This window comes from Rhodococcus mengyinensis (assembly GCF_048381435.1).
Taxonomy (GTDB): domain Bacteria; phylum Actinomycetota; class Actinomycetes; order Mycobacteriales; family Mycobacteriaceae; genus Rhodococcus_F; species Rhodococcus_F opacus_D.
Genome location: NZ_JBLWIT010000148.1, coordinates 225,266 through 250,456, shown reverse-complemented (window position 1 = coordinate 250,456; position 25,191 = coordinate 225,266). Strand labels below are relative to the sequence as shown.

Below are 25,191 nucleotides of genomic sequence, written 5' to 3'. Positions count from 1 at the left end.
ACACTTTGCCACTCACGTGCAGCGACTACCTCGCGCTCGAGAGGATTCGGCGCAGGCGCTCGATCGCGCGCTCGGTCGCGGGACGATCCTTCGCGATCAGCTGGTGCATGATGAATCCCTCGATCGCCGAGTACACCAGCAGGGTCAGGTCTTCGTCGGCGGTGATGCCCAGCCGGGTCAGTGCCTGCGACGTCGCCTCGATATACGTGGCGTACAGCAGTTTCACGTGCGGGTCGAGGCGTGGCGTGCGCCGGGACTCGAGCATCAGCTCGTACTGGAAGACCTGGAGGTCCGGGTCGCGGGCGACGAGGTCGGTGAGGTGCTCGACGAAGTGGTCGAGCGACGAGCCGGCGGCGATGTCGGCGAAGACGCTCGCACTCTTGTCGAGCGCGTACCGGAGCGCGGCGTCGAGGAGGGCGTCCGTCGACCCGGCGCTGCGCAGGACGGCCTCGTCCGAGACGCCGGCCTCCCGGGCGACGGCCCCGGTCGTCAGACCGCGCAGGCCGTCGCGGGCGATCACGGAGACCGTCGCGAGAACGAGGTCGAGAGCCTGATCGGTCTGGGGTGCCGGCCTCCGAAGCCGCCCGTCGGCCAGCGTCACGGTGCGACGTTCCCGTGGTTCAGCAGCCATCTCATGCCGGGTTCCCGGGTGCGACTGATGCCCTTGTATTCGGCCATGTCCACCGGAAGGTCCTCGAGCACCCGGTACAATCGCTCGCCCCATTCCGGAACGGTCGCGACGTCCCGGAACGGGAGCAGATACGTCCGGATCAGGAACATGACGGTGCCGGAGTGGGCGAGCCGGATCAGATGCTGCACTTCGGTTCTCAGGAACAGGCGGTCCCCGACGTCGTCCAGCGGGCCGTCGGCGAGGGTGCGCCGGTCCTTCCCCCACTGGGGGTAGGTCTCGGTCGACGTGTCGAGTTTGCCGTCGACGGTCAACGACCAGTTGGTGCGCCGGTAGCTCTGGCCGGGCTCGAGCCGCATCAGGAAGTTGTGTGCGCGGGTGATGATCTTCTCGCTGTGAATTCGCGGGACGGGGCCGTGAATTTCGAGGAAGCTCATGCCCACGTCGAATCCGAAGGACCAGTCCGCCGCGAACGTCACCAGACCTGCGTCACCCCACAGTTCGCCCTCACGCTGATCGAGGAGCACGACGTCCTCCTGGATCTGACCACAGATGTACACCAGCGGCGGCGCCGGCAACGTGTCGAGATCCCCGAACACGAAGGTGTGCTCGATCCCGAGGAGGTCGTTCTTCCAGAACCAGTTGTCGTCGTGCCGTTCGAGGGTCATGGTGTCGGGGTATTCGTCGGCGAGGCTGCGCATCAGCGTGAGCATCGCGTCCCACGCGGCGGAGACCATGTGGGGCAGGCACTGGTGCCGCGACGGATCCTCTGCCAGGATGCGCTCGCGTTCGGCGAGTTCGCGGTGGTAGTCGGCGTCGATGGCGATGCGGGTGTCTCCCCAGCTTCCGGTGGCGGTGTCGGTGGGGTTTCCGGCCGGTTCGACGTTGGTGCTGTAGCGGTACTGGTCGCGCGGAAAGGGGAAGGGAAAGCGCGCGATGTGGTCGGCACGCGAGTCGGTCGATGTCACAGATCCAGCTCCAATCGGTCTCCTGCGGAACGTGATACGCACGGCATGATCGAATCTCCGGAGGCCTTCTCCTCGTCGGTGAGGAACAGGTCGCGGTGTTCGATCTCGCCGCCGCGAACCGACAGCCGGCATTCGCCGCACACACCCTGTCGGCAGAGGTTCGGGACGTTGATTCCCTTGTCCAGCAACGCCTCGAGGAGGCTGGTTCCCGACGGCACGGGCACGATCATTCCGGTGCGCCCGAGCGTGGCGGCGAAGGGCGCGCCCTCGTGCAGCGCTCCCGCCCCGAATGCCTCCGAGTGCACGCGCCCCGGCGGCCAGCCGCAGTCGCGGGCCCACTCGGCCACCGCCGTGATCATCGGCGCGGGACCGCACGTGTAGACGTGGGTACCGAGTGGCTGGTCCGCCAGCTTCGGGACGAGGCGGTCCGCGAGTTCTCCGGGCGTGGAGACCGTGATCATCCGGTCACCGCACAGCGCCGCCAACTCGTCGGCGTGCGCTCCCGACTGGTCGCGGAAGGAGTAGATCACTTCGAACGAACGACCCCACGCTAGGGCGGCCCGGACGTGCGACAGGATCGGCGTGACGCCGATTCCGCCCGCGACCAGCAGGTGGTGCCGCGCAGTGAGCACGGGAGCGAACGCACTCCGCGGAAGGCTCACACGGATGCGCTGATCCGGCTCGAGGTCGTGGACCCAGCGCGAACCCCCGTGGCCGTTCTCGTCGAGCCGGACCGAGATCGCGTAGTGGTCCGGCTCGATCGAGGGGCCGGTGAGCGAGTAGGAATTCTGCCGACCCTCGGCCCAGGTGACGGCGATGTGGCTGCCCGGGGTGAACGACGGCAGGGTGCGGCCCGCCGGGTCCGCGAGCACGACGTGCCGGATGCCCGGGCACAGCAGCCGTGCCTCGCGCACTGTCAGAGTGAGCCCTCCGGTGATGCTCTCGCCCGCAACTGTTTCGAGGGCCGTGGTCATGGCAGTTCCTCCGAGTCGGCTCGATATCCCAGGTAGGCGCTGTGGCGCCGGGAGTAGTGGTAGTAGACGGTGAGTTCGGCGGAACAACCGCCGCACGGTGTCCGGCCGCCGATGGCTACCGGCACCGAGGACGACGTCGTGTGGCAGTGCGCGCAGAACACGTCGCGCATCCGGACGTCGGGGTCGATGATCACCACGGCGATCTCGCTGGGCACCGCGCCCGCGGAGATCAGCCGAGCACGCACCGCCCCCACCATGTGCTCGGGTCCCGCCACGACGAACCGCCACCCGATGCGCGCCTCGGACAACAGCTCGTCGAGCCCGCCGAACCCGGATCCTGCCCCGTCGTCGACGATCACCGTGCGAGCGGGAACGGGCGCCACGCGCTCGGACAGCTCGCGGATGACCTGTGCGCTGACCGCGCGGTCCGTGACCAATACGTAGCGGGTGACGGCAGTGCCGGCTGCGAGGTCGTCGACGGCCGAGTAGTCGGATCGCCACCGGGGGACGCTGGTCGACCTCATCGATACCGCCATCGCGGATCAGGGAGCGAAGGAACGGTGGCCGACGAAGTAGGCCAGCGCGCGGTCGGGGGTGGTGAAGCGGATACGCGAACCCTTGGGGAAGAAGATCGCGTCCTTCGCCTTCGCCACCTCGACCTGGCCGGTGTCGAGGTTCTCGAGGGTGAACTCCCCTTCGAGGACGACCTTCATCTCGTCGTAGGCGTAGTAGTAGTCGAGCGGGGCGTCGGTGCGCTGGAGTTCGAAGTAGCCGGCCGACATCTCCGATCCGTCCGGGTTGGCGAAGACGTCGTCGATGTATCCCTTGGTGCCCGGGTACTCCGAGACCGGCATCTGCGGCAGGTTCTCGTGGAATCCGGCGGTGACGCGGAACGGGACGGCGGTGGGCTTGTCGGTCGTGGTCATGGATTCTCCCTGAAGGTGTGGTGAGTTGGGTCCGCGACCTCCTCTGTATGAAACGAGGAGTAGCAACAGGAAACCACAAGACATATTTCGCCGACGTAAATCAATCCTGCGGTGCTGAAAACATGCAGATCAAAGCAGTGGTTGTTCTTGAAAGTGCATATGAGCGCCGTGATTTGGTGATGCACCGACAACGTTGCCGTAACACGATCGACATAGTAGAACGGTTTCATAGTGAACAACAGCGATTCATGAGGTGAAACGAACCGCTACCCAAGCCGCAGCGCCCGATCATCCGGCCGAATGAAGGAAGCAACGTGACACAGACAGCAAAGTTCGTGATCGTCGGTGGGGGACTCGAGGGTCTCGCCATCGCCTGGTCGCTCGCGGACCGCGGCGAGACCGATGTGCTGGTCCTCGAGCGTGACACCCTGTGCTCGGGCATGACCGGCAAGTCCAGTGGCGTGGTCCGGTGCCACTACGGGACGCCGTCGCTGGCGGCGATGTCGTGGTACGGCGTCGACATCTTCACCAGGGCCACCGAGATCTTCGGCGACGACATGGCGTTCCGGCAGTGCGGATACGTCGTCGGCGTCGGCGAGAACAACATCGACCCGCTGAAGGCGAACGTCGCGATGATGCAGGGCCTCGGCATCGACGTCGACTACATCGGCCACGACAAGATGGCCGAACTGTGGCCGGGGCTGCACCTCGACGACTTCGCCGCCTTCGCCTACGAACCCCTCGGCGGCCGCGGGGAGGCGTACATGGCTGGCATGGCGTTCGGTGCCTCGGCCCGCAAGCTGGGCGTCAAAATCCGCCAGAGCACGCCGGTGGCGTCGCTGCTGCAGAACGCGGACGGCCGCGTCTACGGGGTGACGCTCGCCAACGGCGACGAGGTGCATGCCGAGCAGGTGATCCTCGCGACCGGTCCGTGGGCCCCTGAACTCGGCACCGGCGTCGGCGTCGACATCCCGGTGAAAGCCCAACGGGCACAGCTCGTCCTGATCGACCAGGGTGTTCCGACGCCGGAGGTGCCGGTGCTGTCGGATCTCGCCGGACTGCAGTACATCTGCCGCGAGCCGAACGGTGAACTGCTCGTCGGCAACAGCGACCACGCCGCGCCCGAGTACATCGACCCCGACAAATACAGCAACCGCGCAGACGACAGCACCATCGAGAAGAACATCGGCAAGCTCGGGAACCGTCTGCCCGACATGCCCGATCCGCGGATCACCTCGAGTTACGTCGGCGCGTACGACGTCACTCCCGACTACAACCCCATCATCGGGCCCGCACCGGTCGACGGACTGTTCCTGGCCACCGGGTTCTCCGGTCACGGTTTCAAGATCTCGCCCGCGGTCGGCCGCCTCGTCGCCGACATGCTCCTCGACGACGGCACGACCACCCTCCCGAACGTCGAGCCGTCCGACTTCCGCTACTCACGCTTCGAGGAGGGCGACCTCCTGTTCAGCCTGCACCCCTACGAGGGCGCCGGCGAGATGCGCTGACCCACAGACCCCCTCACCCGTAGACCACCAGTTCAGGAGCTACCCATGGCTGTCGACACTGCTGACGCGTTCACCGCGCAGAACATCGTGACAACCCCACCGAAGACCTTGTCCGAGGTGGCCCGGGCCACCGAAACCACCTTCATTCTCGCCCTGTTCGTGACGCTGTCCGGCAAGCCGTGCGCCAAACTGGTCCCGATCGAGGCCGTCGAGCAGCTTCAGGACGACGGCGTGGGCTTCGCCGGGTACGCGGCGGGGCACATGGGGCAGGAGCCCAAGGACTCCGATCTCGTTGCCGTACCGGATGTCTCGTCGTTCACGCCGATCCCGTTCGTGAAGCCCGGGCTGGCGATCGTGCACTGCGACCCGCACGTGGAGGGAAAGCCCTGGCCGTATGCGCCGCGGGTGATCCTGAAGGAGACGCTGAAGAAGGCGTCCGATCTCGGCCTGTCCGTCAACGTCGGCGCGGAGATCGAGTACTTCCTCGTCCACCGCACCGGAGACGGCGCCCTCACGACCGCGGACACGGCCGACGTCAGTCGTCAGCCGTGTTACGACGCCCGCGACGTCACCCGGATGTACGACCATCTGACCGAGGTGTCCGCGGCTATGAACACACTCGGCTGGGGCAACTACGCCAATGACCACGAGGACGGCAACGGGCAGTTCGAGCAGAACTTCGACTACGCCGACGCCATGACCACCGCCGACCGGGTGATCACCGCAAGGTACCTGCTGTCGGTGATCGCCGAGAAGCGGGGCATGAAAGCCACGTTCATGCCCAAACCTTTCTCCGACCGCACCGGCTCCGGCATGCACCTGCACCTGTCGCTGTGGAACGACGCCGGTTCGGTGTTCCCGGACGGAGACGATCCCAAGGGGCTTGGACTGTCGAGGACGGCGTACGCGTTCATCGCGGGAATCCTCGAGCACGCGTGTGCGCTACAGGGTGTGATCGCGCCGACCGTCAACTCGTACAAGCGGACCGGCGCCACGTCGACGAGCAGTGGTGCCACCTGGTCGCCGCGGTACGCCACCTACGGCGGCAACGACCGCACCCACTACCTCCGGGTTCCGGACAGGAACCGGGTGGAACTGCGCGGCGGCGACGGCTCGGCCAACCCCTACCTCGCCGCGGCCACCGCCATCGCCGCGGGCCTGGACGGCATCGAACGCGATCTCGACCCCGGCACCCCCGGCTCCGGCGACAGTCCCAGCGACATGCTGCCGATGACGCTGCTGCACGCGATGGACGCCCTGGAATCGGATCCGGTGGTGACGGGCGCCCTGGACGTCGCGGGCCCCGGGGTCGCCGAGTACTTCGCGAAACTCAAGCGCGAGGAGTTCTTCGCCTGGCACAACACCGTCTCGCCCTGGGAACTCGACCACTACCTGACAGCGTTCTGACAGACCTCCCGAAAGGAGACATCCATGTGTGGAATCGTCGGACTTCACCTGCGTGAGCCGTCCCTCTACCCACAACTCGGCGCCCTGCTCACCGACATGCTCGGTCAGATGTGCGACCGCGGACCCGATTCCGCAGGCATGGCGATTTACGGCGACAAGACCTGGTCCCCGGTCGGTGAATCGACGGTCTCGCTACTCGACTGCCCTATCCCCGCAACGGAACTCGCCGCAACGCTGTCGGCGTCACTCGACACCACCGTCACCGGAATCGACCTCGACCCGACGACGATCCTGCACGGCGTCGTCGGCGCCGAGGATCTCGCGGCCGCGGTGCGCAGCGTGGTGCCGTCGGTGCGGGTCATCGGCTTCGGTGACGACCTGACCGTCCTCAAAGGCGTCGGAAACCCCATCGCCCTGGCGAACCGGTTCGGGCTGCCGTCGGCGAGCGGATGGCAGGGCGTCGCGCACACCCGCATGGCCACCGAATCCGCGGTGACCGCCGAGGGGTCGCACCCGTTCTCCGTCGGCCCCGACCAGTGCCTCGTCCACAACGGCTCGTTCTCGAACCACATGAGCATCAAGCATCAGCTCGAACGTGACGGCGTCGCGTTCGACAGCGCCAACGACACCGAGGTCGGGGCGCGGTTCGTCGCAAAGCAGCTCGCCGAGGGCGTCGACCTGGAGAAGGCGTTGCTGATGCTGAACGAGACGTTCGACGGCTTCTACACCCTGCTCGTCTCGACGGCCGACTCGTTCGCCGTGGTTCGGGACGCGATCTCCTGTAAGCCCGCCGTCATCGCCGAGACCGACCAGTGGGTCGCGATGGCCTCCGAATACCGCGCCCTGGCGAACCTGCCCGGCGTCGACAACGCCCGAATCTTCGAGCCCGAACCGGAAGAGGTGTACGTATGGCACCGGTAGCCACCACCGAAGCGACTGTCCTGAACCTCGAGACGTCGAGTACCCGTGCCGTCAACCAGCGGCTCACCTCACCCGAAGCCCCGAAGACGGTTACCGTCACCGGCCCGCAGGGCGCGCACGCTCTCGCCTGCGGCCTCGACTCCGACATCGACGTCACCATCGACGGGCACGTCGGCTACTACTGCGCCGGCATGAACCAGCACGCGACGGTGACCGTCACCGGCAACGCCGGAGTCGGCGTGGCCGAGAACATGATGTCGGGGACGGTGCGCGTCAAGGGTGATGCGTCGCAGTCCGCGGGCGCCACCGCCCACGGCGGCCTCCTCGTGATCGACGGCAATGCCGCTGCCCGCTGCGGAATCTCGATGAAGGGCGTCGACATCGTCGTCGGCGGCAACATCGGCCACATGTCCGCGTTCATGGGCCAAGCCGGACGTCTCGTCGTCCTCGGCGACGCCGGTGAGGCCCTCGGCGACTCGCTGTACGAGGCCCGCATCTACGTGCGCGGCACCGTCGCCTCCCTCGGCGCCGACTGCATCAAGAAGGAGATGCGCGAGGAGCATCTGACGGAACTGCGGGAGCTGCTGGATCAGGCCGGTTTCGACGCCGACCCGTCCGAGTTCACCCGCTACGGCTCCGCCCGCAACCTCTACAACTTCCACGTCGACAACGCCAGCGCGTACTAGGAGAACCGTCATGACCACCCCGAACCCGGCCCTGCGCGAATCGGCGACGTTCGACCGCGGCGTCATCTCCGAGATCCAGCGGGCCGCCGAAACCGGCATCTACGACATCCGCGGCTGGGGTGCCAAGCGCACGCTGCCGCACTTCGACGACCTGCTGTTCCTCGGTGCGTCGATGTCGCGGTACCCGCTCGAGGGCTACCGCGAGAAGTGCGACACCGACGTCGTGCTCGGCGACCGCAACGCCAAGTTCCCGCTGCACCTCGACATCCCGATCACCATCGCCGGCATGAGCTTCGGTGCGCTGTCCGGGCAGGCGAAGGAAGCGCTCGGCCGCGGCGCCAGCGAGGTCGGCACGTCCACCACCACCGGTGACGGCGGCATGACCCCCGAGGAACGGGGACAGTCGAAGAACCTCGTCTACCAGTACCTGCCGTCGCGGTACGGGATGAACCCGGACGATCTGCGTAAGGCCGACGCCATCGAGATCGTCCTCGGGCAGGGCGCCAAGCCCGGCGGCGGCGGAATGCTGCTGGGGCAGAAAATCACCGAACGTGTCGCCGGGATGCGCACCCTCCCGATGGGTGTCGACCAGCGGTCGGCGTGCAGGCACCCCGACTGGACCGGCCCCGACGACCTCGCCATCAAGATCATCGAACTCCGCGAGATCACCAACTGGGAGAAGCCGATCTACATCAAGGTCGGCGCCACCCGCACCTACTACGACGTGAAACTCGCCGTGAAGGCCGGTGCCGACGTCGTCGTGGTCGACGGCATGCAGGGCGGCACCGCTGCCACCCAGGACGTGTTCATCGAGCACGTCGGTATCCCCACCCTCGCTGCGATCCCGCAGGCGGTCCAGGCGCTGCAGGAACTGGGGGTGCACCGGAAGGTGCAGCTCATCGTGTCCGGTGGCATCCGCAGCGGCGCCGACGTCGCGAAGGCCATGGCCCTCGGGGCCGACGCCGTCGCCATCGGCACCGCCGCCCTGATCGCGCTGGGCGACAACAGCCCCCGCTACGCGAAGCAGTACGAGGAACTCGGCTCCGCGGCCGGGTTCTACGACGACTTCCAGGCCGGCAAGGACCCCGCAGGCATCACCACCCAGGACCCGGAACTGTCGAAGAACCTCGACCCCGTCGAGGGCGGACGGCGGCTCGCGAACTACCTGCGGGTGCTCACCATGGAGGCGCAGACCCTCGCCCGCGCCTGCGGCAAGTCGCACCTGCACAACCTCGAACCCGAGGACCTCGTCGCCCTCACCGTCGAGGCGTCGGCGATGGCCCGCGTGCCCCTCGCCGGAACCACCTGGATCCCCGGCGCCCTGTAGGCGGCTCCGCCGCCCGTGCGCCTTTTTGGTAGCTGGAGCAACCAGAAAGGCGCACGGGCGCGAAGCGCCTGCCGGCTTTGGAACTATGAGTAGAGGACCGAGAACATGACTTCCTTCGATTCGCTCTGGGCGAGCATCCTCTATGTGGGACAGCACAAGTCGACCAGGGGATACCGAAGATTCGCGTGGAACGACGCCGACATGACGCTGCGCGAATGGTTCTCGGACTGCGCGCAGGCACGCGGCATGAGCGTCGAGGAGGACCGCAACGGCAATCTGTGGGCGTGGTGGATGCCGAAGGGCTGGGACGGCGACCCCCGCGACAGTTTCGTCACCGGATCGCACCTCGACTCGGTACCCGACGGTGGCGCCTACGACGGACCGCTGGGGGTGGTGTCGGCGTTCGCCGCGATCGACCTGGTTCGCGAGCGGGGGATCACGCCGACGCGTCCGGTGGCGGTCACTGCCTTCTCCGACGAGGAGGGCGCACGGTTCGGTGTCGCGTGCGTCGGCTCGCAACTGTCCACCGGGGCGCTGGCACCCGAACGCGCGCTGGCGCTGCGGGACAACGACGGCATCAGCCTCGGCGAGGCACTGGTCGGCGCCGGCCGCGACCCGCACCATCTCGGCGAGGACCCAGACCTCGTCGACCGCGTCGGCGTGTACGTCGAGTTGCACGTCGAACAGGGACGCGCGCTCGACCTGATCGACGGCCCCATCGCCGTGGCGTCATCGATCTGGCCGCACGGCCGGTGGCAGTTCGTGTTCTCCGGAGAGGCCAACCACGCCGGCGCCACTCGACTCGTCGACCGCCGCGACCCGATGCTCGCGTTCGCCTCCTCCGTTCACACCGCCCGGACCGCCGCGACGCTGCACGAGGCGGTCGCGACGTTCGGCAAGGTGCGGGTACTTCCCAACGGTGCTAACGCTATTCCGTCGGAGGTGCGGGCGTGGCTCGATGCGCGGGCCGCCGACGAGGAGACGTTGACGAAGCTGGTGCAGCAGATCACCGCCGAGGCGCAGGCCTACGCGGCCGCCGACGGTATCGGTCTCGAGGTCGACGCCGAATCGGTCACGCCGATCGTCGAGTTCCCGCACTCCACCCGGGAACGACTGCGCCGCTCGCTCGCCCACCTGGGTGACATTCCCGTCCTCCCGACCGCTGCCGGCCACGACGCCGGAATCCTGTCCGCGAAGGTGCCGACGGCGATGATGTTCGTCCGCAACCCCACCGGCGTGTCCCACTCGCCCGACGAGTTCGCCGAGGCGGACGACTGCAACCGCGGCGCCGAGGCGCTGGCGGACGTGATGGCGGACTGGGTCGGCGGGCAGCGGTAGCACCCGTCCGCGGCGGAATACATTAAGGCTATACATGGTGTATGGATTGATTGTACGATTCTGGGCATGACCAATGACAAGCCCACGCGCACTCGCCGCGCCCTCTACGCCGACGACCACGAAGCCTTCCGTGACAGCTTCCGTGCCTTTCTCGACTCGAGGGTGGTGCCGCAGTACGCCCAGTGGGAGCGCGACGGCATTGTGCCTCGAAAGGTGTTCCGCGAAGCCGGCGACCTCGGCTTTCTCGGCATGGAGATTCCCGAGGAGTACGGCGGTGGCGGAGTGTCGGACTTCCGTTTCAACGCGGTCGTCGCCGAGGAGATCGCTCGCACCGGGACGGTCTCGGTCGGCATCAACCTGCACAACGACATCTGCGTCCCATACTTCCTCGCCTACGCCGACGACGAGCAGCGGAGACGTTGGCTGCCTGGTCTGGCGTCGGGCGAGCTGATCGCGGCGATCGCGATGACCGAACCGGGCACGGGTTCGGACCTGGCGGGCATCGGCACCACGGCGACCCTCGACGGTGACCATTACGTTCTGAACGGCAACAAGACGTTCATCTCTAATGGGCACAACGCGGATCTGGTGATCGTGGCGGCCCGCACGGAGCGCGACTCGGACCGTCACGGTGGCCTGTCGCTGATCGTGGTCGAGCGCGATACTCCCGGATTCGAGCGGGGTCGCAACCTCGAGAAGATCGGCATGCATGCGCAGGACACCGCGGAGTTGTTCTTCGACAACGCGCGCGTGCCCGCGGCGAACCTTCTCGGGAAGCCGGGCAGTGGTTTCCGATCGCTCGTCTCGAATCTGGCACAGGAACGCATGACGATCGCCGTGGCGAGCGTGGCATCCGCGGTTCAGTCTCTCGAGTGGGCGGTCGAGTACGTGCAGGAACGACGCGTATTCGGGCGCAGCGTGGGGAGCTACCAGAACACCCGGTTCGTGCTCGCCAGTATCAAGACTGAGGTGGAGGTGATGCAGGCCTTCGTCGACAGCTGCGTCACCGAACTCGTCGCCGGCACCTTGACGCCCGAACGCGCGGCGATGGCCAAGCTCGCGGCATCGGAGTTGCAGGGCACCGCTACCGACCGCTGCCTGCAGCTGTTCGGCGGTTACGGCTACATGACCGAGTACCCCATCGCGCGGGCCTACGTCGATGCGCGGATCGGACGGATCTATGGCGGCACGAGTGAGGTCATGCGGGAAATCATCGGCCGATCGATGGGCCTCTGATCATGAAGCGCACCATTTTCGAACCCGAGCACGAGCAGTTCCGCGAGGCGGTTCGCGCGTTCCTGATCAAGGAGGCGGTGCCCCACTCCGAGGAATGGGAGGAAGCGGGGATGGTCGACCGCGGCTTCTGGCGCCGCGCTGCGGCGCAGGGTCTCGTCGGATTCGCCGCTCCGGAGGAGTTCGGGGGCGGCGGTCTGCGCGACTTCCGTTTCAACGCGGTACTGAACGAGGAGGTCGTCAGGACCGGCACGGTCGGTGATGGGTTCTCCCTCACCAACGACATCGTGCTGCCCTACTTCCTCGACCTCGCCGACGAGGCGCAGCAGAAGCGCTGGCTGCCCGACATCGTGAGCGGTGAGCGCACGATCGCTGTCTCGATGTCCGAGCCGGGGACCGGGTCGGATCTGCGCGCGATCAAGACGACGGCGCGCCGGGAGGGATCGGGCTGGCGGATCACGGGATCGAAGACGTTCGTGACCAGCGGCATGCAGGCCGACCTCGTGATTGTCGCCGCCCGGATCCCCGAGGACGACGGTGGTGGCTTCGGTCTGTTCGTCGTCGAGGACGGGCAGCCGGGCTTCGAACGTGGACGCAAGCTGTCGAAGATCGGGCGTAAGGCCCAGGACACGGCCGAATTGTTCTTCCAGAATGTGGAGGTGCAGCCGGAGAACGTGCTCGGCGAGCCGGGTAAGGGTCTGCGCTATCTGATGGCGAACCTCGCGCAGGAGCGGCTGTCGATGGCCGTTGTCGCGGTGGCGAGCGCCGAGTACGCCCTCGACCTCGCGTTGTCGTACGCGAAGGAACGGCGCGCGTTCGGCAGTCCGATCGGGAGTTTCCAGGCGAATCGGTTCACACTGGCCGAGTTGTCGACGAAGGTTCAGATCGCCCGCGTCTTCCTCGACCGCTGTCTCGACGCCCACGGGAACGGTGAGCTCACTGCGGCCGATGCGGCGGGGGCCAAGTTCTGGACCACGGAGCTCGAATTCGAGGCCCTGGACACGTGCCTGCAGTTGCACGGTGGGTACGGATACATGGAGGAGTACGAGGTGGCCCGGCGCTGGCGGGATTCCCGGGTCCAGCAGATCTACGGCGGCACCAACCAGATCATGCGGGAGATCGTAGGTCGCTCACTGGGTTTGTGAGAACACCGTAGAAGGGGCGGGCCGGGAANGGAAGAATTCCCGGCCCGCCCCTTTATGGTTGTGAAAACTATTCTGCAGCAGTACCACTGGTGATCAGTTGCTCGATCTCGGCGGCGTCGTACCCGGCGTCGGCGAGGATCTGGCGGGTGTCGGCACCGGGCTTGCGCGGTGCTCCCGGTTTGGTGGCGGGCGACCCGTCGAAGCGGGGAGCCGGCGCGGCTTGCACGACACCGTCGACCTCGATGAACGTACCGCGCGCAACGTGGTGCGGGTGCGCCGCCGCCTCGGCGAGCGTCAGGACGGGGGCGTAGCAGGTGTTGCGGCCGAGTAGCAGGTCATCGAGTTCGGCCCGGTCGAACGTGGCGATCCGCCGTCCGAGGATGTCGCGGAATTCGTTCCAGCGGGAGGTGTCGAATTGGTTGTGTCGCAGATCGTCCGGGAGGTCGAGCGCGTCGCAGAGGTCTTTCCAGAACTGATCCTCGATGGCGCCGATGCTCACCCACTGGTCGTCCCGGGTGCGGTAGACGTCATAGAAGAACGCACCCGTGTCGAGGAGGTGAGTTCCGCGATTCTCGCTGAACGTCCCCTCGCCGCGGAGACCGTGGAACATCGCCATCAGGGCCGACGCGCCGTCGATCATTGCTGCGTCGACGACGCGCCCCACACCCGTGGACCGCGCGGACATGATCCCGGCGAGCATTCCCACGGTGAGAAGCATTCCACCGCCGCCGAAATCGCCCACGAGGTTGAGCGGCGGGACCGGTGCCTCGTCGCGGCGACCGATCGCGTGCAGCGCTCCGGTGAGTGCGATGTAGTTGATGTCGTGCCCGGGCATCGACGCCAGCGGACCGTCCTGGCCCCAGCCGGTCATCCGGCCGTACACCAGAGCGGGATTGACCGCCGTGCAATCTGCCGGGCCGACTCCGAGGCGCTCGGCCACCCCGGGCCGGAACGTTTCGATGACTCCGTCCGCGCTCGCGCAGAGCCGGCGCACGATCTCGGCGCCACCGGATGACTTGAGGTCGACCGCAATCGACCGGCGACTGCGGAACATGACCCCGTGCCCGCTCGCAGCCCAGGGGTTTCCGCCGGGACGGTCGACGCAGATCACCTCTGCACCGAGGTCGGCCAGCATCATTCCCGCAAATGGTCCGGGGCCGATGCCGGCGAGTTCGATGATCCGGACGCCGGCGAGGGGAGCCTCGGTCTTGTCTGCCACGTCAGACCGCCTTCGCGACGACGGGCATGCCGCCCTTGTTGGCCGCGGCGTCGGCCCCGACCTCGTCGGGATTCGCGACGGCTTTCGCCTTCTCCGACTCGGGGACCGCGATGGCGGCGTTGAACTGCTTCAGGATTCGGAAGGTGGCCGCCTCGTCATCGTGCGGGAGGATGCGCCCAACCCGGTTGGACAGTGTCAGCAGCGGTTTCACTGCGGGCAGCACGAAACGCCACGGCGTGGGCTCGACGTGCAGGTCCTTGATGACGTTCTCCGGTAGCCAGGTGGACAGCAGACCGTAGGCGAGCTTGAGGCGGCGGTCGGTGGTCATGAACTTGGCGACGGGTGCGGGTAGCACTTCCACGTCGCCGGGGGGATTCTCGACGCTGAACTTGATCACGGAGTGGACGACGTCGCGGCACAAGTCGTCGGTGGGCTGCTCGATGAGGGTGTGGAAGTTCGTCTTCTTGCGGGCGTCGTCGTAGTCGGTGTGCAGGATGTCCTCCGGCACACCGATCACCCATCCCACGTAGCGGCTGAGGGCGAAGATGTCCTCGATTTCCCGGTCCGAGAAACGGATTCCGGAACTATGCACGGCGTCGATGAATTTCACGCCGAACTGGCCGGCCTGGGTGACCATGCCGTCGAGGTTGTTGATCGGGATGCCCCAGTTGGCCCAGTCCCAGGCGTCCGATCGGCTCAGACCGTGACGGACGGCCGCGTGGATCATCCGGACCTTGGCGGTGAGACGGAACCCCTCCTCGAAGCGGCCCATCCCGCCCGGGGCGTACGCGGCGACGACGTAGCGGAAGCTCTCCACCAGCCGGGTGCCGACGTGGTCGGCCTTGCGCATCCGGCCGCTGAACAGGACCGGGCGTGTGGCGCTGTACATCGAGAATCCGCCGGCGATGGTGGCCCAGGCCAGGATGGGCGGGACGATCGGCCCGGCCCGCCAGAAGGCGACGGCACCGCGGTAGAGCTGGTCGAAGTCGACCCAGTCGGGGATGTGCTCGAGCTGACGGAACAGCTCCACCATTCCGGGGGACGGGTCATCCAGCGCGTCGATGCCGTGGTCGAGTGCAGTGTCGAACGTGCGCCAGTTGGCACCCGTGGACTTGTCGCGGAAGTCGCGCATGGCCAGGTACGCGGCTTCGTCGGCGAGGAGCGCGTGATCGGTCAGCTTCTCGGTGAACTCGCGGCCGTACATAGCGATCGCTTTGTCCCGATTGTTGATCCGACCGAGATCGATGCCGCGCGGCAGCCCCTCCGGAACGTCGAGTGCGCCCTCGCGTCGTGGTGTCTCGGTGGTCGCAGTCATTTCCTTCTCCTCACGTCTGAGCCGCGTCGGCCCGTCTTGTGACTTCCGTTACTGGCAGCCTAGGCGACACTGAACATATTGTCTACACTCACTGTATGGTGACTGTATCCAGTCGCACTGTGAACGCGAACGGTCACTCGTTCGCAGGCGTCCGACATATTCGAGAAATGAGGCACGACACGATGGCACGACAGACGATGGATGTCCCCGTCGCTGCTGGTCACGAGGCTCTGGACGCCCTGATGGCCAGCCGCTGGAGCTGCCGGGGCTACCGGCCCGACCCGGTCCCGCGCGAGGTGATCGAGGCGATCCTCGAGACGGCCCGGCGCGCCCCGTCCTGGTGCAACACCCAGCCCTGGCATCTCCACATCGCCTCCGCGGACGCAACGAACCGCTTCCGCGCAGCACTGACCGCACACGTCGGGCAGGCACCTACGGAGAACCCGGACATCGCCTTTCCGGAGGCATATGAGGGCGTCTACCAGGAACGCAGGCGTGCCAGCGGATGGCAACTGTACGAGAGTGTGGGTATCGCCAAGGGGGATCGTGTCGCATCCGCCAAACAGATGATGCGCAACTTCGAGTTGTTTGACGCTCCTCACGTCGCCATCGTCACCACCGAGGCCAAGCTCGGGACGTACGGCGCCGTCGACTGCGGAGTCTTCGTGAACAGCTTCGTGCTCGCCGCCCACAGCCACGATGTCGCGACCATCCCCCAGGCGGCGCTTGCCAGTCAGGCACCCTTCATTCGGGAATTCTTCGGTATTCCCCAGGATCGGCTGGTGCTCCTCGGGATCTCGTTCGGATACCCCGATGTCGACCACCCGATCAACTCGTACCGGACGGATCGTCAGTCGCGCGATGACCTGGCGACCTGGGTCGAGAGCTGAGGCGTGAGCGTCCGGTGCTTGCTGTGCGGTCCGGCATGGTGGCGGCACCGGACGTCGTGGTCGGAATGATCCGTCAGAATATCCGGCGGGCTTTCATCTCGGGGAAGACGTCGGCGATACGGACGACATCGCCGGTGGTCGGTGCGTGCACCATCTGACCATTGCCGATGTAGATGGCGACGTGGCCCGGTCCACCCGACTGCCAGTTCCCGAACAGTAGGTCGCCCGGCCTTGCCTGATCCATCGGAATTTCCTGGCCGACGGTCCACTGTGTCTCCGAGGTGCGGGGCAGTGTGAGTCCCGTGGCGGCGTGCACGGCGAACGATGTCAGTCCCGAGCAGTCGAAGCCGCCGCCGGATGGGCCCTCGACCCCGCCGCCGCCCCACACGTACGGCAGGCCGAGGTAGCGGATCGCCTGTTCGACGACATCGCTGCCCGCACCGCCGGCGAGGGGCAGCCCGATGAATGGGGCGAGCAGTTCCGCGAAGGACGGTTCGCTCGACCGGATCTTGGCGACATAGGGTTTGGTCTGGTTCTCGTAATCCGGGCTGCCGGAGGGCATCCCACCGGAGCGAAGTACCGCGCCGGCGCCCGCGTTGTACGCCGCGAGTGTGAGGTCAAGGGTGTCTCCGGACACCCGGCCCTGGCGCTTCCAGTTTCCGATCTGTTCGAACATGTCGCACAGCATGTTTCCCGATGCCATCACCGGGTCCGCGATGCCGAGAATGTTGGTGGTGCCGTCGTCGTCGGCGTCTTTGCCGTACGCAGACCACGTCTCGGGCATGAACTGCCCTGGGCCGCGCGCACCGGTGGGGGAGACGGGCGCGGTGGGGCCGTACCGGAATCCGTTCTCCGCCGCGTACAGTGCGGCCAACGTGGCGGGTTTGATGCCGTCGCAGATCGCGCCCGCCTTGCGAAGCCACGGAGCGAACAGCGCGATCGCGCCGACCGGAGCAACGGACGCGCGGGGAAAGGCAGCCGGAACCGGCGGCAGCACGGTGCCCTTCGCGGCCGGTGAATCGCCTCCGTCGGTAGGCGGACTCGAGAGGAGAACCGGTGCAGGAGGATCCGGTTGGGATGGCGGTGGCTCGCTCGACTGGACGCCGGGCGCGGGTGCGGGGACCGGTGGCGAGAGTGCCCCGGGCGGAAGATGTGGGGACAGGATGTCGGCGGCCGCGGCGGCGGTGTCGTCGACGGCCTGCTGTGCGGGTGCGCGCATCGGTTCGGGTAGCGATGTGATGGCATCGTCGACCTGCTGGTCGACGTCTGATGCCGAAATGGACTCCAGGGTTTGGGTTACCGGGTCTGTAATCGCTGGCGGTGCGCCCGTGCCTTGGACGAACGCGCCTGCGGCCGTGGCTAGCCCGATGATGATGGTGGACGGGTCAATGGACATCGGCCGCACCTTCCAGCGGCGCGGTGGCGCCTTCGTAGAACCCGTAGTCGGTGGTTTCGTCGAGGCTTTCCTGGATGGCGATCCGGGCCTCGCGGGGGAGGGTGTGCAGGATGTCGCGGACGCGTTCCCGGCGGCGGGCGACGGCTTGGCGGAACGGCATTCCGGGGGTGGCTTTCATCTGCGGGACGATGCCCTCGACGTCGTCGACGCCACCGGCGTGGTGACCGGCGTCGACCATGGCCTGTTCGGCTGCCATGGTGGCGTCGTCCTTCTCCTCGGACATGCCGATCGGGCCGATCATGGTGCCGTTGAGGAATTGCTTGACCACCGGCTGGTCCGAGGTGAGTAGCACCTCGCGGGGTCCGAACATCACCAGTTTCCGGCGGAACAGCATCCCGATGTTGTCCGGCACCGTCCGGGCGAGGTTGATGTTGTGCGAGACGATCAGGATCGTCGCGTCGATCTCGGCGTTGATGTCGATCAACGTCTGCGAGATGTACGTGGTGCGCACCGGGTCCAGACCGGAGTCCGGCTCGTCGACGAGAATGATCTGCGGGTCCAGCACCAGGGCGCGGGCCAGGCCGGCGCGCTTGCGCATACCGCCGGAGATCTCGCCGGGCAGCTTGTCCTCGGCCCCGAGCAGGCCGACCAGCTCCATCTTCTCCATGACGATCTTGCGGACCTCGGACTCGGACTTCTTCGTGTGTTCCCGCAACGGGAACGCCACGTTGTCGAACAGGTTCATCGAGCCGAACAGGGCGCCGTCCTGGAACAGCACGCCGAACAGCTTACGGATCTCGTAGAGCTCCTTGGACGAGCACTCGAGAATGTTGGTGCCGTCGATCACGATCGAACCCTGCTCCGGGCGGAGCAGACCGATCAGCGACTTCAGAAACACCGACTTACCCGTACCCGACGGACCCAGCAACGCGCTGACCTCACCGGCCGGAAGGGTCAACGACACGTCCTGCCAGATCCTCTGAGAGCCGAACGACTTCGTCAGTCCCTCGACCGATACCTCGACACCCACGACAACCTCCATGTGACTTGGGGCCGGTCCGACGCTGTGCGAACCGGGGCCGGGCGCGAGATGTGCACGGACCGACGCACCCGACGGATGGATGGAGTTCGTCCACTGCGCGAAGGCCCAGCGATGATTGGCTATGAGATATACCACTTTCCATCACGTTCGCGGAACCCCCAGTCGCGAAATTGTATTGGTCTGTGTATGTCGGCGTTTCGCCCTTGGTCCCGTCTTGGTAGCCACACTTCTCTAGCGCCACGCACAGGTGTAGACAATCTATATGAACACGCTGTATGGTCGCGTTGTGCTGCGGTGAAGCAGCCATTCAGCGAGAACAAGGAGTCTTTCGATGCCGGCCACTGAAGCGCTGATCTTCGACGCGATCCGGACGCCACGGGGAAAAGGGAAGCCGGGCGGCGCATTGCACACCGTCAAGCCGATCGACCTGGCAGTCGGGCTGATCGGTGATCTGCTCGATCGCAACCCCGGAGTCGACCCGAACCGTGTCGACGACCTCGTGCTCGGTGTCGTCTCACCGGTTGGCGAGCAGGGCGGCAACCTCGCGCGCACAGCGAGTATCACCGCCGGCCTGCCGGACACGGTGGCGGGTGTGCAGATCAACCGTTTCTGCGCGTCGGGGCTCGAAGCGGTGAACATCGCAGCTCAGAAAGTGCGGTCGGGCTTCGAGGACCTGGTATTCGCTGGGGGTGTCGAGTCGATGTCCCGGGTGCCCATGGGCTCCGACGGCGGTGCGTGGATGGACGATCCTGCCACCAATCTCGCCAGCCACTTCGTCCCCCAAGGCGTGGGCGCCGACCTGATCGCGACGATCGAGGGCTTCACCCGCGAGGACGTCGACGCCTACGCCGTGCGTTCGCACCAGCGCGCGAGCCGCGCTCAGCAGGAGGGCCGGTTCGACCATTCGACCGTGCCCGTCCGCGATCTGAACGGCCGGGTCGTGCTCGACGCCAATGAGATGATCAGGCCGAGCACGACGGTTGAGTCGCTGAGCGGTCTGAAGCCGTCCTTCGCTGCCCTTGGTGAGATGGCCGGCTTCGATGCCGTTGCGCTGCAGAAGTTTCACACGGTCGAGCGCATCGAACACGTTCACCACGCGGGCAACAGCTCCGGCATCGTCGACGGGGCATCCCTGTTGGCGATCGGCAGCGAGGACCTCGGACGGGAACTCGGGCTCATTCCACGTGGGCGCATCGTGGCCACCGCGGTGTCCGGCGCCGACCCCACCATCATGCTCACCGGTCCCGCGCCGGCGTCGTGGAAGGCGTTGGCGAAGGCCGGACTGACCCCTGCCGACCTCGACCTGGTCGAGATCAACGAGGCGTTCGCCTCGGTCGTCCTGCGGTTCGTCCGCGACCTCGACCTCGACCTCGACAAAGTCAACGTCAACGGAGGCGCCATCGCGATGGGACATCCCCTCGGCGCCACCGGCGGCATGATCGTGTCCACGCTCCTCGACGAATTACACCGCACCGGTGGACGTTACGGCCTCGTCACCCTCTGCGTGGGCGGCGGTATCGGGATCGCCACCGTGGTCGAAGCACTCCAGGCAAGCTGAAACCGGAAGGACCACAAAGGCTATGAGCCAGAACCCCATCATCCGCTGGGAACGCGACGACGACGGCATCGTCGTCCTCACGATCGACGATCCCAATCAACGCGTCAACACGATGAACGCGGAGTTCGTCGATGCGCTCGAGGCGGCACTCGACCGCATCGAGACCGAGCGCGACACCGTCGCCGGCGTCGTCGTCACGTCCGGTAAGGACACCTTCTTCGCCGGTGGAGATCTCAACGATCTTCGGGGCGCAACCAAGGATCGCATCGACGAGTTCGCCGAGTTCGTCGACCGGAACAGCGCGCTCCTGCGCCGCCTCGAAACGATCGGCAGGCCCGTCGTCGCGGCGGTCAACGGTTCGGCGCTCGGCGGCGGACTCGAACTCGCGCTGGCCGCACACCATCGCGTCGCACTGGACGGTCCGCGCAACTACGTCGGACTGCCCGAAGTGACGCTCGGCCTGCTGCCCGGCGCCGGTGGCGTCGTCCGCTCGGTGCGGATGCTCGGCGTGGAGCGCGCGCTCTCGGAGCTGCTGCTGCAAGGGCAACGCCGCACCGTCCGATCGGCACTCGAACTCGGCATCATCGACGAGCTGGTCGAGTCGAAGTCGGAACTGATTGTGGTGTCCAAGAAGTGGATCCTCGCGCACCCGGAAGCGGTTCAGCCGTGGGATGTGAAAGGCTACCGCATTCCCGGTGGAGCACCCGGCGACCGGAGCGAACCACTGCACTCCAAGCTCCCGGCAATCCCCGCGCTATTGCGCAAACAGTCGAAGGGAGCGCACTACCCGGCCCCGAAGAACATCGTGTCGGCGGCCGTGGAGAGCGCACAGGTCGATTTCGACAACGCGTTGCGGATCGAGGCCCGCTACTTCCTCGACCTCGCGACCGGCCAGGTCGCCAAGAACATGATCCAGGCCTTCTTTTTCGACATGCAGTCCGTGAACGGCGCCCGCGGTCGTAGCGCCGACCGCACGCCCTGGCGCGCCAGCAAGGCCGTGGTTCTCGGCGCCGGAATGATGGGGGCCGGAATCGCCTACGAATGCGCCCGCGCCGGAATCGACGTCGTCCTCAAGGACGTGTCTGTGGAGGCCGCCGAACGAGGAAAGGGCTACTCCCACAAACTGATCGACAAGCAAATCGCCGCGGGTAGGACCTCGAGCGACAAGGGCGACGCACTCCTCGCGCGCATCACACCCACCGACCGCCCGGAGGCGGCCGAAGGCGCCGATCTGGTGATCGAGGCAGTCTTCGAGGATCCCGCTGTCAAGGCCCAGGTGCTCGCCGAGATCGAACCGTACCTCGCCGAGGGAGCGCTGATCGGATCGAACACGTCCACTCTTCCCATCACCGGCCTGGCCGAAAACGTCAGCCGCCCCGAGGATTTCATCGGACTCCACTTCTTCAGTCCCGTCGACCGGATGCCACTGTTGGAGATCATCAAGGGGAATAAATCGTCCCCCGACACGCTGTCGCGGGCGCTGGACCTGGCGAAGCAGATCTCGAAGACGCCGATCGTCGTCAACGACAGCCGTGGGTTCTTCACCAGCCGAGTGATCGGCACGTTCATCAACGAGGCCCTGGCATTGCTCGGTGAGGGCGTTCCGGCGGCGACGATCGAGCAGGCGAGCTCACAGGCCGGCTATCCGGCTCCCGTGCTGCAGCTGACGGACGAGCTCAACCTCGAGCTGCTCCGACGCGTTCGGGACGCCGCGCAACGAGCTGCCGAGGAGGGCGGACAGACGTGGGTCGGACACCCCGCCGAGGTGGTCCTGGACCGGATGCTCTCCGAATACGGTCGCGCCGGCCGGCTGGTCGGAGCCGGGTTCTACGAGTACGACGGGAACCGCAAACGTACCCGCCTCTGGACGGGACTGCCGGACGCTTTCGGCGGTGAGAATACCGATCTTCCGTTCGGCGACGTGGTCGAGCGGCTGTTGTTCGCCGAGGTGATCGAGACGGTCAAGTGCCTCGACGAGGGGGTCCTCGAAGCGATCCCCGACGCCAACGTCGGCTCGATCCTCGGCATCGGGTTCCCGGGATGGACGGGTGGAGTCCTACAGTTCATCGACGGGTACGAGGGCGGTGTGGCGGGCTTCGTCGCCCGAGCCCAGTACCTCGCCGAGACCTACAGCGAGCGCTTCACCCCACCGGAATCGCTTCTGCAACTCGCAGAATCGGGCACGACACTCGCGCGGTCCCGATCCGCCGAGTTGGTCGGTACCCCCTAGACGGCCAGGCGGACGGGAGTCGATCCGGCCCCGTCCGCCCGGCATTCCACTTCTCCCGGCCGTGCGGTCGCGGAGCGCGAAGAGGAGAAACATGAGTGCGACGTTGGTGGAGGTCGAGCCCGGTGTGCGGGTCAATGTCCTCGAACTCGGCGCGGGCGATCCCGTCCTGCTGATCCACGGCTGGAGCCTGAACTCCGAGGTGTGGGACCGCCAAATCCGCGTGCTCGCAGAAGCCGGGCATCGTGTGCTCGCGATGGACCTGCGGGGACACGGCGGCTCCGATGCCCCTATGGGCGGCTACGGCATCGATCGCCTCGCCGCCGACGGTGCCGCCGTCCTCGAGGCGCTCGGTGCCCCCCGCGCCGCCGTCGTCGGCTGGTCGTTGGGCGGGATGACCGCGCTGCGCATGGCCCACCGCTATCCGGCGCTGGTCGATCGCCTGGTGCTCGTCGCGTCGAACGGTGTGGCCGGAGCCCGGCAGCCGGATTATCCATTCGGAGTACCCGCCGACGCGATCGAGGGCGAGATGCACGCCGCCGAGCACGCGAACCGGCTGCCCTACCGCCGCCGAGCCGTCGGAGACCCGTTCGGGACGCCACCGGACCAGCAGATCCTGGACTGGCTGCACCGCATCTCCCTGCAGACACCGAGTTGGGCCGCCAACGCGTGCATGACCACACTCCTGCGCACCGGCCAGGTGCATATTCTCGGCGACATCGACGTCCCGGTCACCCAGATCATCGGGACCTCGGACCCGGCGTTGTCCGTTCGCGGCGCCAGATGGGTCCACGAGAAGACCTCGAGCACGCTCGTGGAACTCGACTGCGGGCACTACCCGATGCTCGAGATGGCCGACGCCTTCGACGCGGCCCTGCTGCATGCCCTTCGGAAGGGCCCGGGGCCCACGATGACACTCGTCGAGTCCCCGTCCACACACAGTGTCCAGACATAGGATATTCTCGATAACGTGAGTACACGGCCGGTAACGCGACAACGACCACGCGCACACGACGGGCAACGCAGCGCCGAGGTCGCGATCTTCGAGGCAACCGAGCAGTTACTGCAGGAGACCTCGATGCAGGACCTCACCGTCGCGCAGATCATCAAACGCGCCGGCCTGTCCCGAGCAAATTTCTACCATTACTTCGCCTCCAAGTACGACGTCCTCGTCGCGATGATCGCGCGGCTGTTCGACGACGCGTACGCAGATGCCGTCCCCTGGCAGGCGCCGCCCGGCAAGACCCGCGCCAAATCGATGGACGCCAGCATGCGCGGCACCATCGATATGTGGTCCGAGCACGGCGCGGTGATCTGTGCTGCCGTGGAACAGATGCACACCGTCCCCGCCGTCGCCGCGGCCTGGAAGGTGATGCTCGAACAGTTCGTTCGGGCCATCTCCGAGCAGATCACCCACGAACGCGACAACGGGACCGCACCCGACGGGGCACCACCCGAGATGATCGCCACCATGCTGGTGGGCGGTGTGGAGCGCACATTCTACGTTGGCTCCAAGAACCTGGACGAGCGACTGCCATCCGCCGAGAGCGCCCTCGACTCGATCGTGGCGCTCACGTTCGCGGCCATCTACGGCAACCAGCGGCCGGTCAAACGCGCCCGGCGTAAGAAGTCCGCAGCGAAGAGCGCAAACGCGGTGGCCACGATTGCGGCAGCGCAGGCCGCAGGAGAGGCGACGGCGAGTACCGATACTGCCGCCACCATCCTGAAGGCCGTCAATGACCTGCTGCAGGAGGAGTCACTCGACGAATTGAGCGTCGCCCAGATACTCGAACGCGCCGACGCCTCCCGGGGAACGTTCTACTTCTACTTCGGAAGCAAGGACGACGCGTTCGTCGCGCTGTTCAAGGAATTCGCAGAACGGATCGCGAATGGATTCGAATTGCTCGTGAAGGTAGACCGGGACGACCCGGCCCGGATCAGTGAACTCGTCGCTGCCTGGCTCGACCTCGACGAGGCCACTCTCGCGGTGGCGCGCAACGCCGTTCACGAATGGCCGCGTCGTCCCGAGTTGCGTCGCCTCTACCTCGAGACGGTCAGCCGGATGACTACCGCGCTACAGGCCATGATCGAGGCGGACCGTGCTGTCGGTATCGCCGTGGACGGCCCTCCCGCGGCTGAATTCGCGGCCGTGATCATGTGGACCATCGAGCGGACGGTGGCCGGCTCGATGGCGCAGGAAGAATACCTCGAAGACATCGGCTCCGTCACGAAATTGCTCGGCGAGCTGCTCGTCTCTGCCATCTACGGTATCTGACCCCATGTGTACTGGTTGACCGCTCGCGTTGTTCAGCCCGGTTTACGAGTACGAACAGGTCGATAGGCACGCCTCCTCGTGTGGCGTGCCTTTTTGGCGTTCAGCCTAGGAATCGTGTCTGTTCGTACTGGACAGACGCCTTGTTTGACACGTCCGAATCGGCAGGTGGCGGGACCCGGGAGAGCATTGACATAGCGTCTGAACACTT

The 25,191-nt window shown here is 66.5% G+C and carries 22 protein-coding genes; 13 read left to right on the top strand and 9 right to left on the bottom strand.

Going from position 1 to position 25,191, the window contains the following annotated elements; genetic code table 11:
* Positions 1–25 precede the first annotated feature (25 nt).
* The 5 genes from ACNJ7E_RS39350 to ACNJ7E_RS39330 are packed head-to-tail and all read right to left on the bottom strand — an operon-like array spanning position 26 to position 3,496.
* The gene (locus ACNJ7E_RS39350) at positions 26–601 is read right to left on the bottom strand and encodes a TetR/AcrR family transcriptional regulator (protein ID WP_418342397.1); all 576 of its coding nucleotides are present in this window, start codon (positions 599–601) and stop codon (positions 26–28) included.
* Positions 598–1,596 (bottom strand): heme-dependent oxidative N-demethylase family protein, encoded by a 999-nt coding sequence (locus ACNJ7E_RS39345; RefSeq protein WP_418342362.1) that lies wholly within the window; start codon positions 1,594–1,596, stop codon positions 598–600. Before ACNJ7E_RS39345 ends, ACNJ7E_RS39350 begins: the two co-directional genes overlap by 4 nt.
* On the bottom strand, positions 1,593–2,570 hold the full coding sequence (locus ACNJ7E_RS39340) for a PDR/VanB family oxidoreductase (protein WP_418342361.1): 978 nt from the start codon (positions 2,568–2,570) through the stop codon (positions 1,593–1,595). Before ACNJ7E_RS39340 ends, ACNJ7E_RS39345 begins: the two co-directional genes overlap by 4 nt.
* Complete coding sequence (locus ACNJ7E_RS39335; protein ID WP_418342360.1) at positions 2,567–3,094, bottom strand: dimethylamine monooxygenase subunit DmmA family protein; 528 nt, start codon at positions 3,092–3,094, stop codon at positions 2,567–2,569. The genes ACNJ7E_RS39340 and ACNJ7E_RS39335 overlap by 4 nt, the downstream gene beginning before the upstream one ends.
* An 18-nt stretch (positions 3,095–3,112) precedes the next feature.
* The gene (locus ACNJ7E_RS39330) at positions 3,113–3,496 is read right to left on the bottom strand and encodes a cupin domain-containing protein (protein WP_009475598.1); all 384 of its coding nucleotides are present in this window, start codon (positions 3,494–3,496) and stop codon (positions 3,113–3,115) included.
* Between the two features lie 314 nt (positions 3,497–3,810).
* On the opposite strand from ACNJ7E_RS39330, the gene ACNJ7E_RS39325 reads away from it, so the two are divergent.
* From ACNJ7E_RS39325 to ACNJ7E_RS39290, 8 genes are all read left to right on the top strand, one after another.
* Positions 3,811–5,004 (top strand): NAD(P)/FAD-dependent oxidoreductase, encoded by a 1,194-nt coding sequence (locus ACNJ7E_RS39325; protein ID WP_418342359.1) that lies wholly within the window; start codon positions 3,811–3,813, stop codon positions 5,002–5,004.
* A 45-nt stretch (positions 5,005–5,049) separates the two neighbouring features.
* Positions 5,050–6,411, top strand: coding sequence for a type III glutamate--ammonia ligase (glnT, locus tag ACNJ7E_RS39320; protein WP_418342358.1), 1,362 nt, complete (start codon positions 5,050–5,052; stop codon positions 6,409–6,411).
* Positions 6,412–6,435: 24 nt separating this feature from the next.
* A complete protein-coding gene (locus ACNJ7E_RS39315) occupies positions 6,436–7,332 on the top strand; it encodes a class II glutamine amidotransferase (RefSeq protein WP_418342357.1) in 897 nt (298 codons plus the stop codon).
* A complete protein-coding gene (locus tag ACNJ7E_RS39310) occupies positions 7,320–8,018 on the top strand; it encodes a GltB/FmdC/FwdC-like GXGXG domain-containing protein (RefSeq protein WP_280781208.1) in 699 nt (232 codons plus the stop codon). Before ACNJ7E_RS39315 ends, ACNJ7E_RS39310 begins: the two co-directional genes overlap by 13 nt.
* A gap of 10 nt (positions 8,019–8,028) precedes the next feature.
* The gene (locus ACNJ7E_RS39305) at positions 8,029–9,345 is read left to right on the top strand and encodes an FMN-binding glutamate synthase family protein (RefSeq protein WP_418342356.1); all 1,317 of its coding nucleotides are present in this window, start codon (positions 8,029–8,031) and stop codon (positions 9,343–9,345) included.
* 105 nt (positions 9,346–9,450) lie between these two features.
* Positions 9,451–10,683 (top strand): allantoate amidohydrolase, encoded by a 1,233-nt coding sequence (locus ACNJ7E_RS39300; protein WP_418342355.1) that lies wholly within the window; start codon positions 9,451–9,453, stop codon positions 10,681–10,683.
* Between the two features lie 66 nt (positions 10,684–10,749).
* Positions 10,750–11,919: an acyl-CoA dehydrogenase family protein gene (locus ACNJ7E_RS39295; protein ID WP_283332117.1), complete on the top strand. Its 1,170-nt coding sequence runs from the start codon at positions 10,750–10,752 to the stop codon at positions 11,917–11,919.
* Between the two features lie 2 nt (positions 11,920–11,921).
* Positions 11,922–13,061, top strand: coding sequence for an acyl-CoA dehydrogenase family protein (locus tag ACNJ7E_RS39290; RefSeq protein WP_037227398.1), 1,140 nt, complete (start codon positions 11,922–11,924; stop codon positions 13,059–13,061).
* Positions 13,062–13,128: 67 nt separating this feature from the next.
* Here ACNJ7E_RS39290 and ACNJ7E_RS39285 read toward each other — a convergent pair whose 3' ends face one another.
* Together ACNJ7E_RS39285 and ACNJ7E_RS39280 are read right to left on the bottom strand one after the other, a co-directional pair.
* Positions 13,129–14,280, bottom strand: a complete 1,152-nt coding sequence (locus ACNJ7E_RS39285; RefSeq protein ID WP_283332116.1) for a CaiB/BaiF CoA transferase family protein — start codon at positions 14,278–14,280, stop codon at positions 13,129–13,131.
* Position 14,281: 1 nt separating this feature from the next.
* Complete coding sequence (locus ACNJ7E_RS39280) at positions 14,282–15,595, bottom strand: oxygenase MpaB family protein (RefSeq protein ID WP_283332115.1); 1,314 nt, start codon at positions 15,593–15,595, stop codon at positions 14,282–14,284.
* Between the two features lie 182 nt (positions 15,596–15,777).
* Here ACNJ7E_RS39280 and ACNJ7E_RS39275 point away from each other — a divergent pair, with 182 nt between their 5' ends.
* Positions 15,778–16,485 (top strand): nitroreductase, encoded by a 708-nt coding sequence (locus ACNJ7E_RS39275; protein ID WP_418342354.1) that lies wholly within the window; start codon positions 15,778–15,780, stop codon positions 16,483–16,485.
* A 73-nt stretch (positions 16,486–16,558) separates the two neighbouring features.
* Here ACNJ7E_RS39275 and ACNJ7E_RS39270 read toward each other — a convergent pair whose 3' ends face one another.
* On the bottom strand, positions 16,559–17,881 hold the full coding sequence (locus ACNJ7E_RS39270) for a C40 family peptidase (protein WP_418342353.1): 1,323 nt from the start codon (positions 17,879–17,881) through the stop codon (positions 16,559–16,561).
* Positions 17,871–18,923 (bottom strand): ABC transporter ATP-binding protein, encoded by a 1,053-nt coding sequence (locus ACNJ7E_RS39265; RefSeq protein WP_283332112.1) that lies wholly within the window; start codon positions 18,921–18,923, stop codon positions 17,871–17,873. Before ACNJ7E_RS39265 ends, ACNJ7E_RS39270 begins: the two co-directional genes overlap by 11 nt.
* A 331-nt stretch (positions 18,924–19,254) precedes the next feature.
* On the opposite strand from ACNJ7E_RS39265, the gene ACNJ7E_RS39260 reads away from it, so the two are divergent.
* The 4 genes from ACNJ7E_RS39260 to ACNJ7E_RS39245 all read left to right on the top strand — a co-directional run bounded on the left by ACNJ7E_RS39260 (position 19,255) and on the right by ACNJ7E_RS39245 (position 24,983).
* Positions 19,255–20,481, top strand: a complete 1,227-nt coding sequence (locus ACNJ7E_RS39260; RefSeq protein WP_418342352.1) for an acetyl-CoA C-acetyltransferase — start codon at positions 19,255–19,257, stop codon at positions 20,479–20,481.
* A 22-nt stretch (positions 20,482–20,503) separates the two neighbouring features.
* Complete coding sequence (locus ACNJ7E_RS39255; protein ID WP_418342351.1) at positions 20,504–22,711, top strand: 3-hydroxyacyl-CoA dehydrogenase NAD-binding domain-containing protein; 2,208 nt, start codon at positions 20,504–20,506, stop codon at positions 22,709–22,711.
* Positions 22,712–22,802: 91 nt separating this feature from the next.
* Positions 22,803–23,663, top strand: a complete 861-nt coding sequence (locus ACNJ7E_RS39250) for an alpha/beta fold hydrolase (protein ID WP_283332110.1) — start codon at positions 22,803–22,805, stop codon at positions 23,661–23,663.
* Between the two features lie 15 nt (positions 23,664–23,678).
* On the top strand, positions 23,679–24,983 hold the full coding sequence (locus ACNJ7E_RS39245; RefSeq protein ID WP_037227382.1) for a TetR/AcrR family transcriptional regulator: 1,305 nt from the start codon (positions 23,679–23,681) through the stop codon (positions 24,981–24,983).
* The last annotated feature ends 208 nt before the right edge of the window (positions 24,984–25,191 follow it).

Excerpts from the sequence above, each read along its gene's own strand:
- ACNJ7E_RS39340 (WP_418342361.1), bottom strand. The coding sequence starts at position 2,570 with ATGACCACGGCCCTCGAAACAGTTGCGGGCGAGAGCATCACCGGAGGG.
- ACNJ7E_RS39335 (WP_418342360.1), bottom strand. The coding sequence starts at position 3,094 with ATGAGGTCGACCAGCGTCCCCCGGTGGCGATCCGACTACTCGGCCGTC.
- ACNJ7E_RS39330 (WP_009475598.1), bottom strand. The coding sequence starts at position 3,496 with ATGACCACGACCGACAAGCCCACCGCCGTCCCGTTCCGCGTCACCGCC.
- glnT (WP_418342358.1), top strand. The coding sequence starts at position 5,050 with ATGGCTGTCGACACTGCTGACGCGTTCACCGCGCAGAACATCGTGACA.
- ACNJ7E_RS39315 (WP_418342357.1), top strand. The coding sequence starts at position 6,436 with ATGTGTGGAATCGTCGGACTTCACCTGCGTGAGCCGTCCCTCTACCCA.
- ACNJ7E_RS39310 (WP_280781208.1), top strand. The coding sequence starts at position 7,320 with ATGGCACCGGTAGCCACCACCGAAGCGACTGTCCTGAACCTCGAGACG.
- ACNJ7E_RS39305 (WP_418342356.1), top strand. The coding sequence starts at position 8,029 with ATGACCACCCCGAACCCGGCCCTGCGCGAATCGGCGACGTTCGACCGC.
- ACNJ7E_RS39300 (WP_418342355.1), top strand. The coding sequence starts at position 9,451 with ATGACTTCCTTCGATTCGCTCTGGGCGAGCATCCTCTATGTGGGACAG.
- ACNJ7E_RS39295 (WP_283332117.1), top strand. The coding sequence starts at position 10,750 with ATGACCAATGACAAGCCCACGCGCACTCGCCGCGCCCTCTACGCCGAC.
- ACNJ7E_RS39290 (WP_037227398.1), top strand. The coding sequence starts at position 11,922 with ATGAAGCGCACCATTTTCGAACCCGAGCACGAGCAGTTCCGCGAGGCG.
- ACNJ7E_RS39280 (WP_283332115.1), bottom strand. The coding sequence starts at position 15,595 with ATGACTGCGACCACCGAGACACCACGACGCGAGGGCGCACTCGACGTT.
- ACNJ7E_RS39275 (WP_418342354.1), top strand. The coding sequence starts at position 15,778 with ATGGCACGACAGACGATGGATGTCCCCGTCGCTGCTGGTCACGAGGCT.
- ACNJ7E_RS39270 (WP_418342353.1), bottom strand. The coding sequence starts at position 17,881 with ATGTCCATTGACCCGTCCACCATCATCATCGGGCTAGCCACGGCCGCA.
- ACNJ7E_RS39265 (WP_283332112.1), bottom strand. The coding sequence starts at position 18,923 with ATGGAGGTTGTCGTGGGTGTCGAGGTATCGGTCGAGGGACTGACGAAG.
- ACNJ7E_RS39260 (WP_418342352.1), top strand. The coding sequence starts at position 19,255 with ATGCCGGCCACTGAAGCGCTGATCTTCGACGCGATCCGGACGCCACGG.
- ACNJ7E_RS39255 (WP_418342351.1), top strand. The coding sequence starts at position 20,504 with ATGAGCCAGAACCCCATCATCCGCTGGGAACGCGACGACGACGGCATC.
- ACNJ7E_RS39250 (WP_283332110.1), top strand. The coding sequence starts at position 22,803 with ATGAGTGCGACGTTGGTGGAGGTCGAGCCCGGTGTGCGGGTCAATGTC.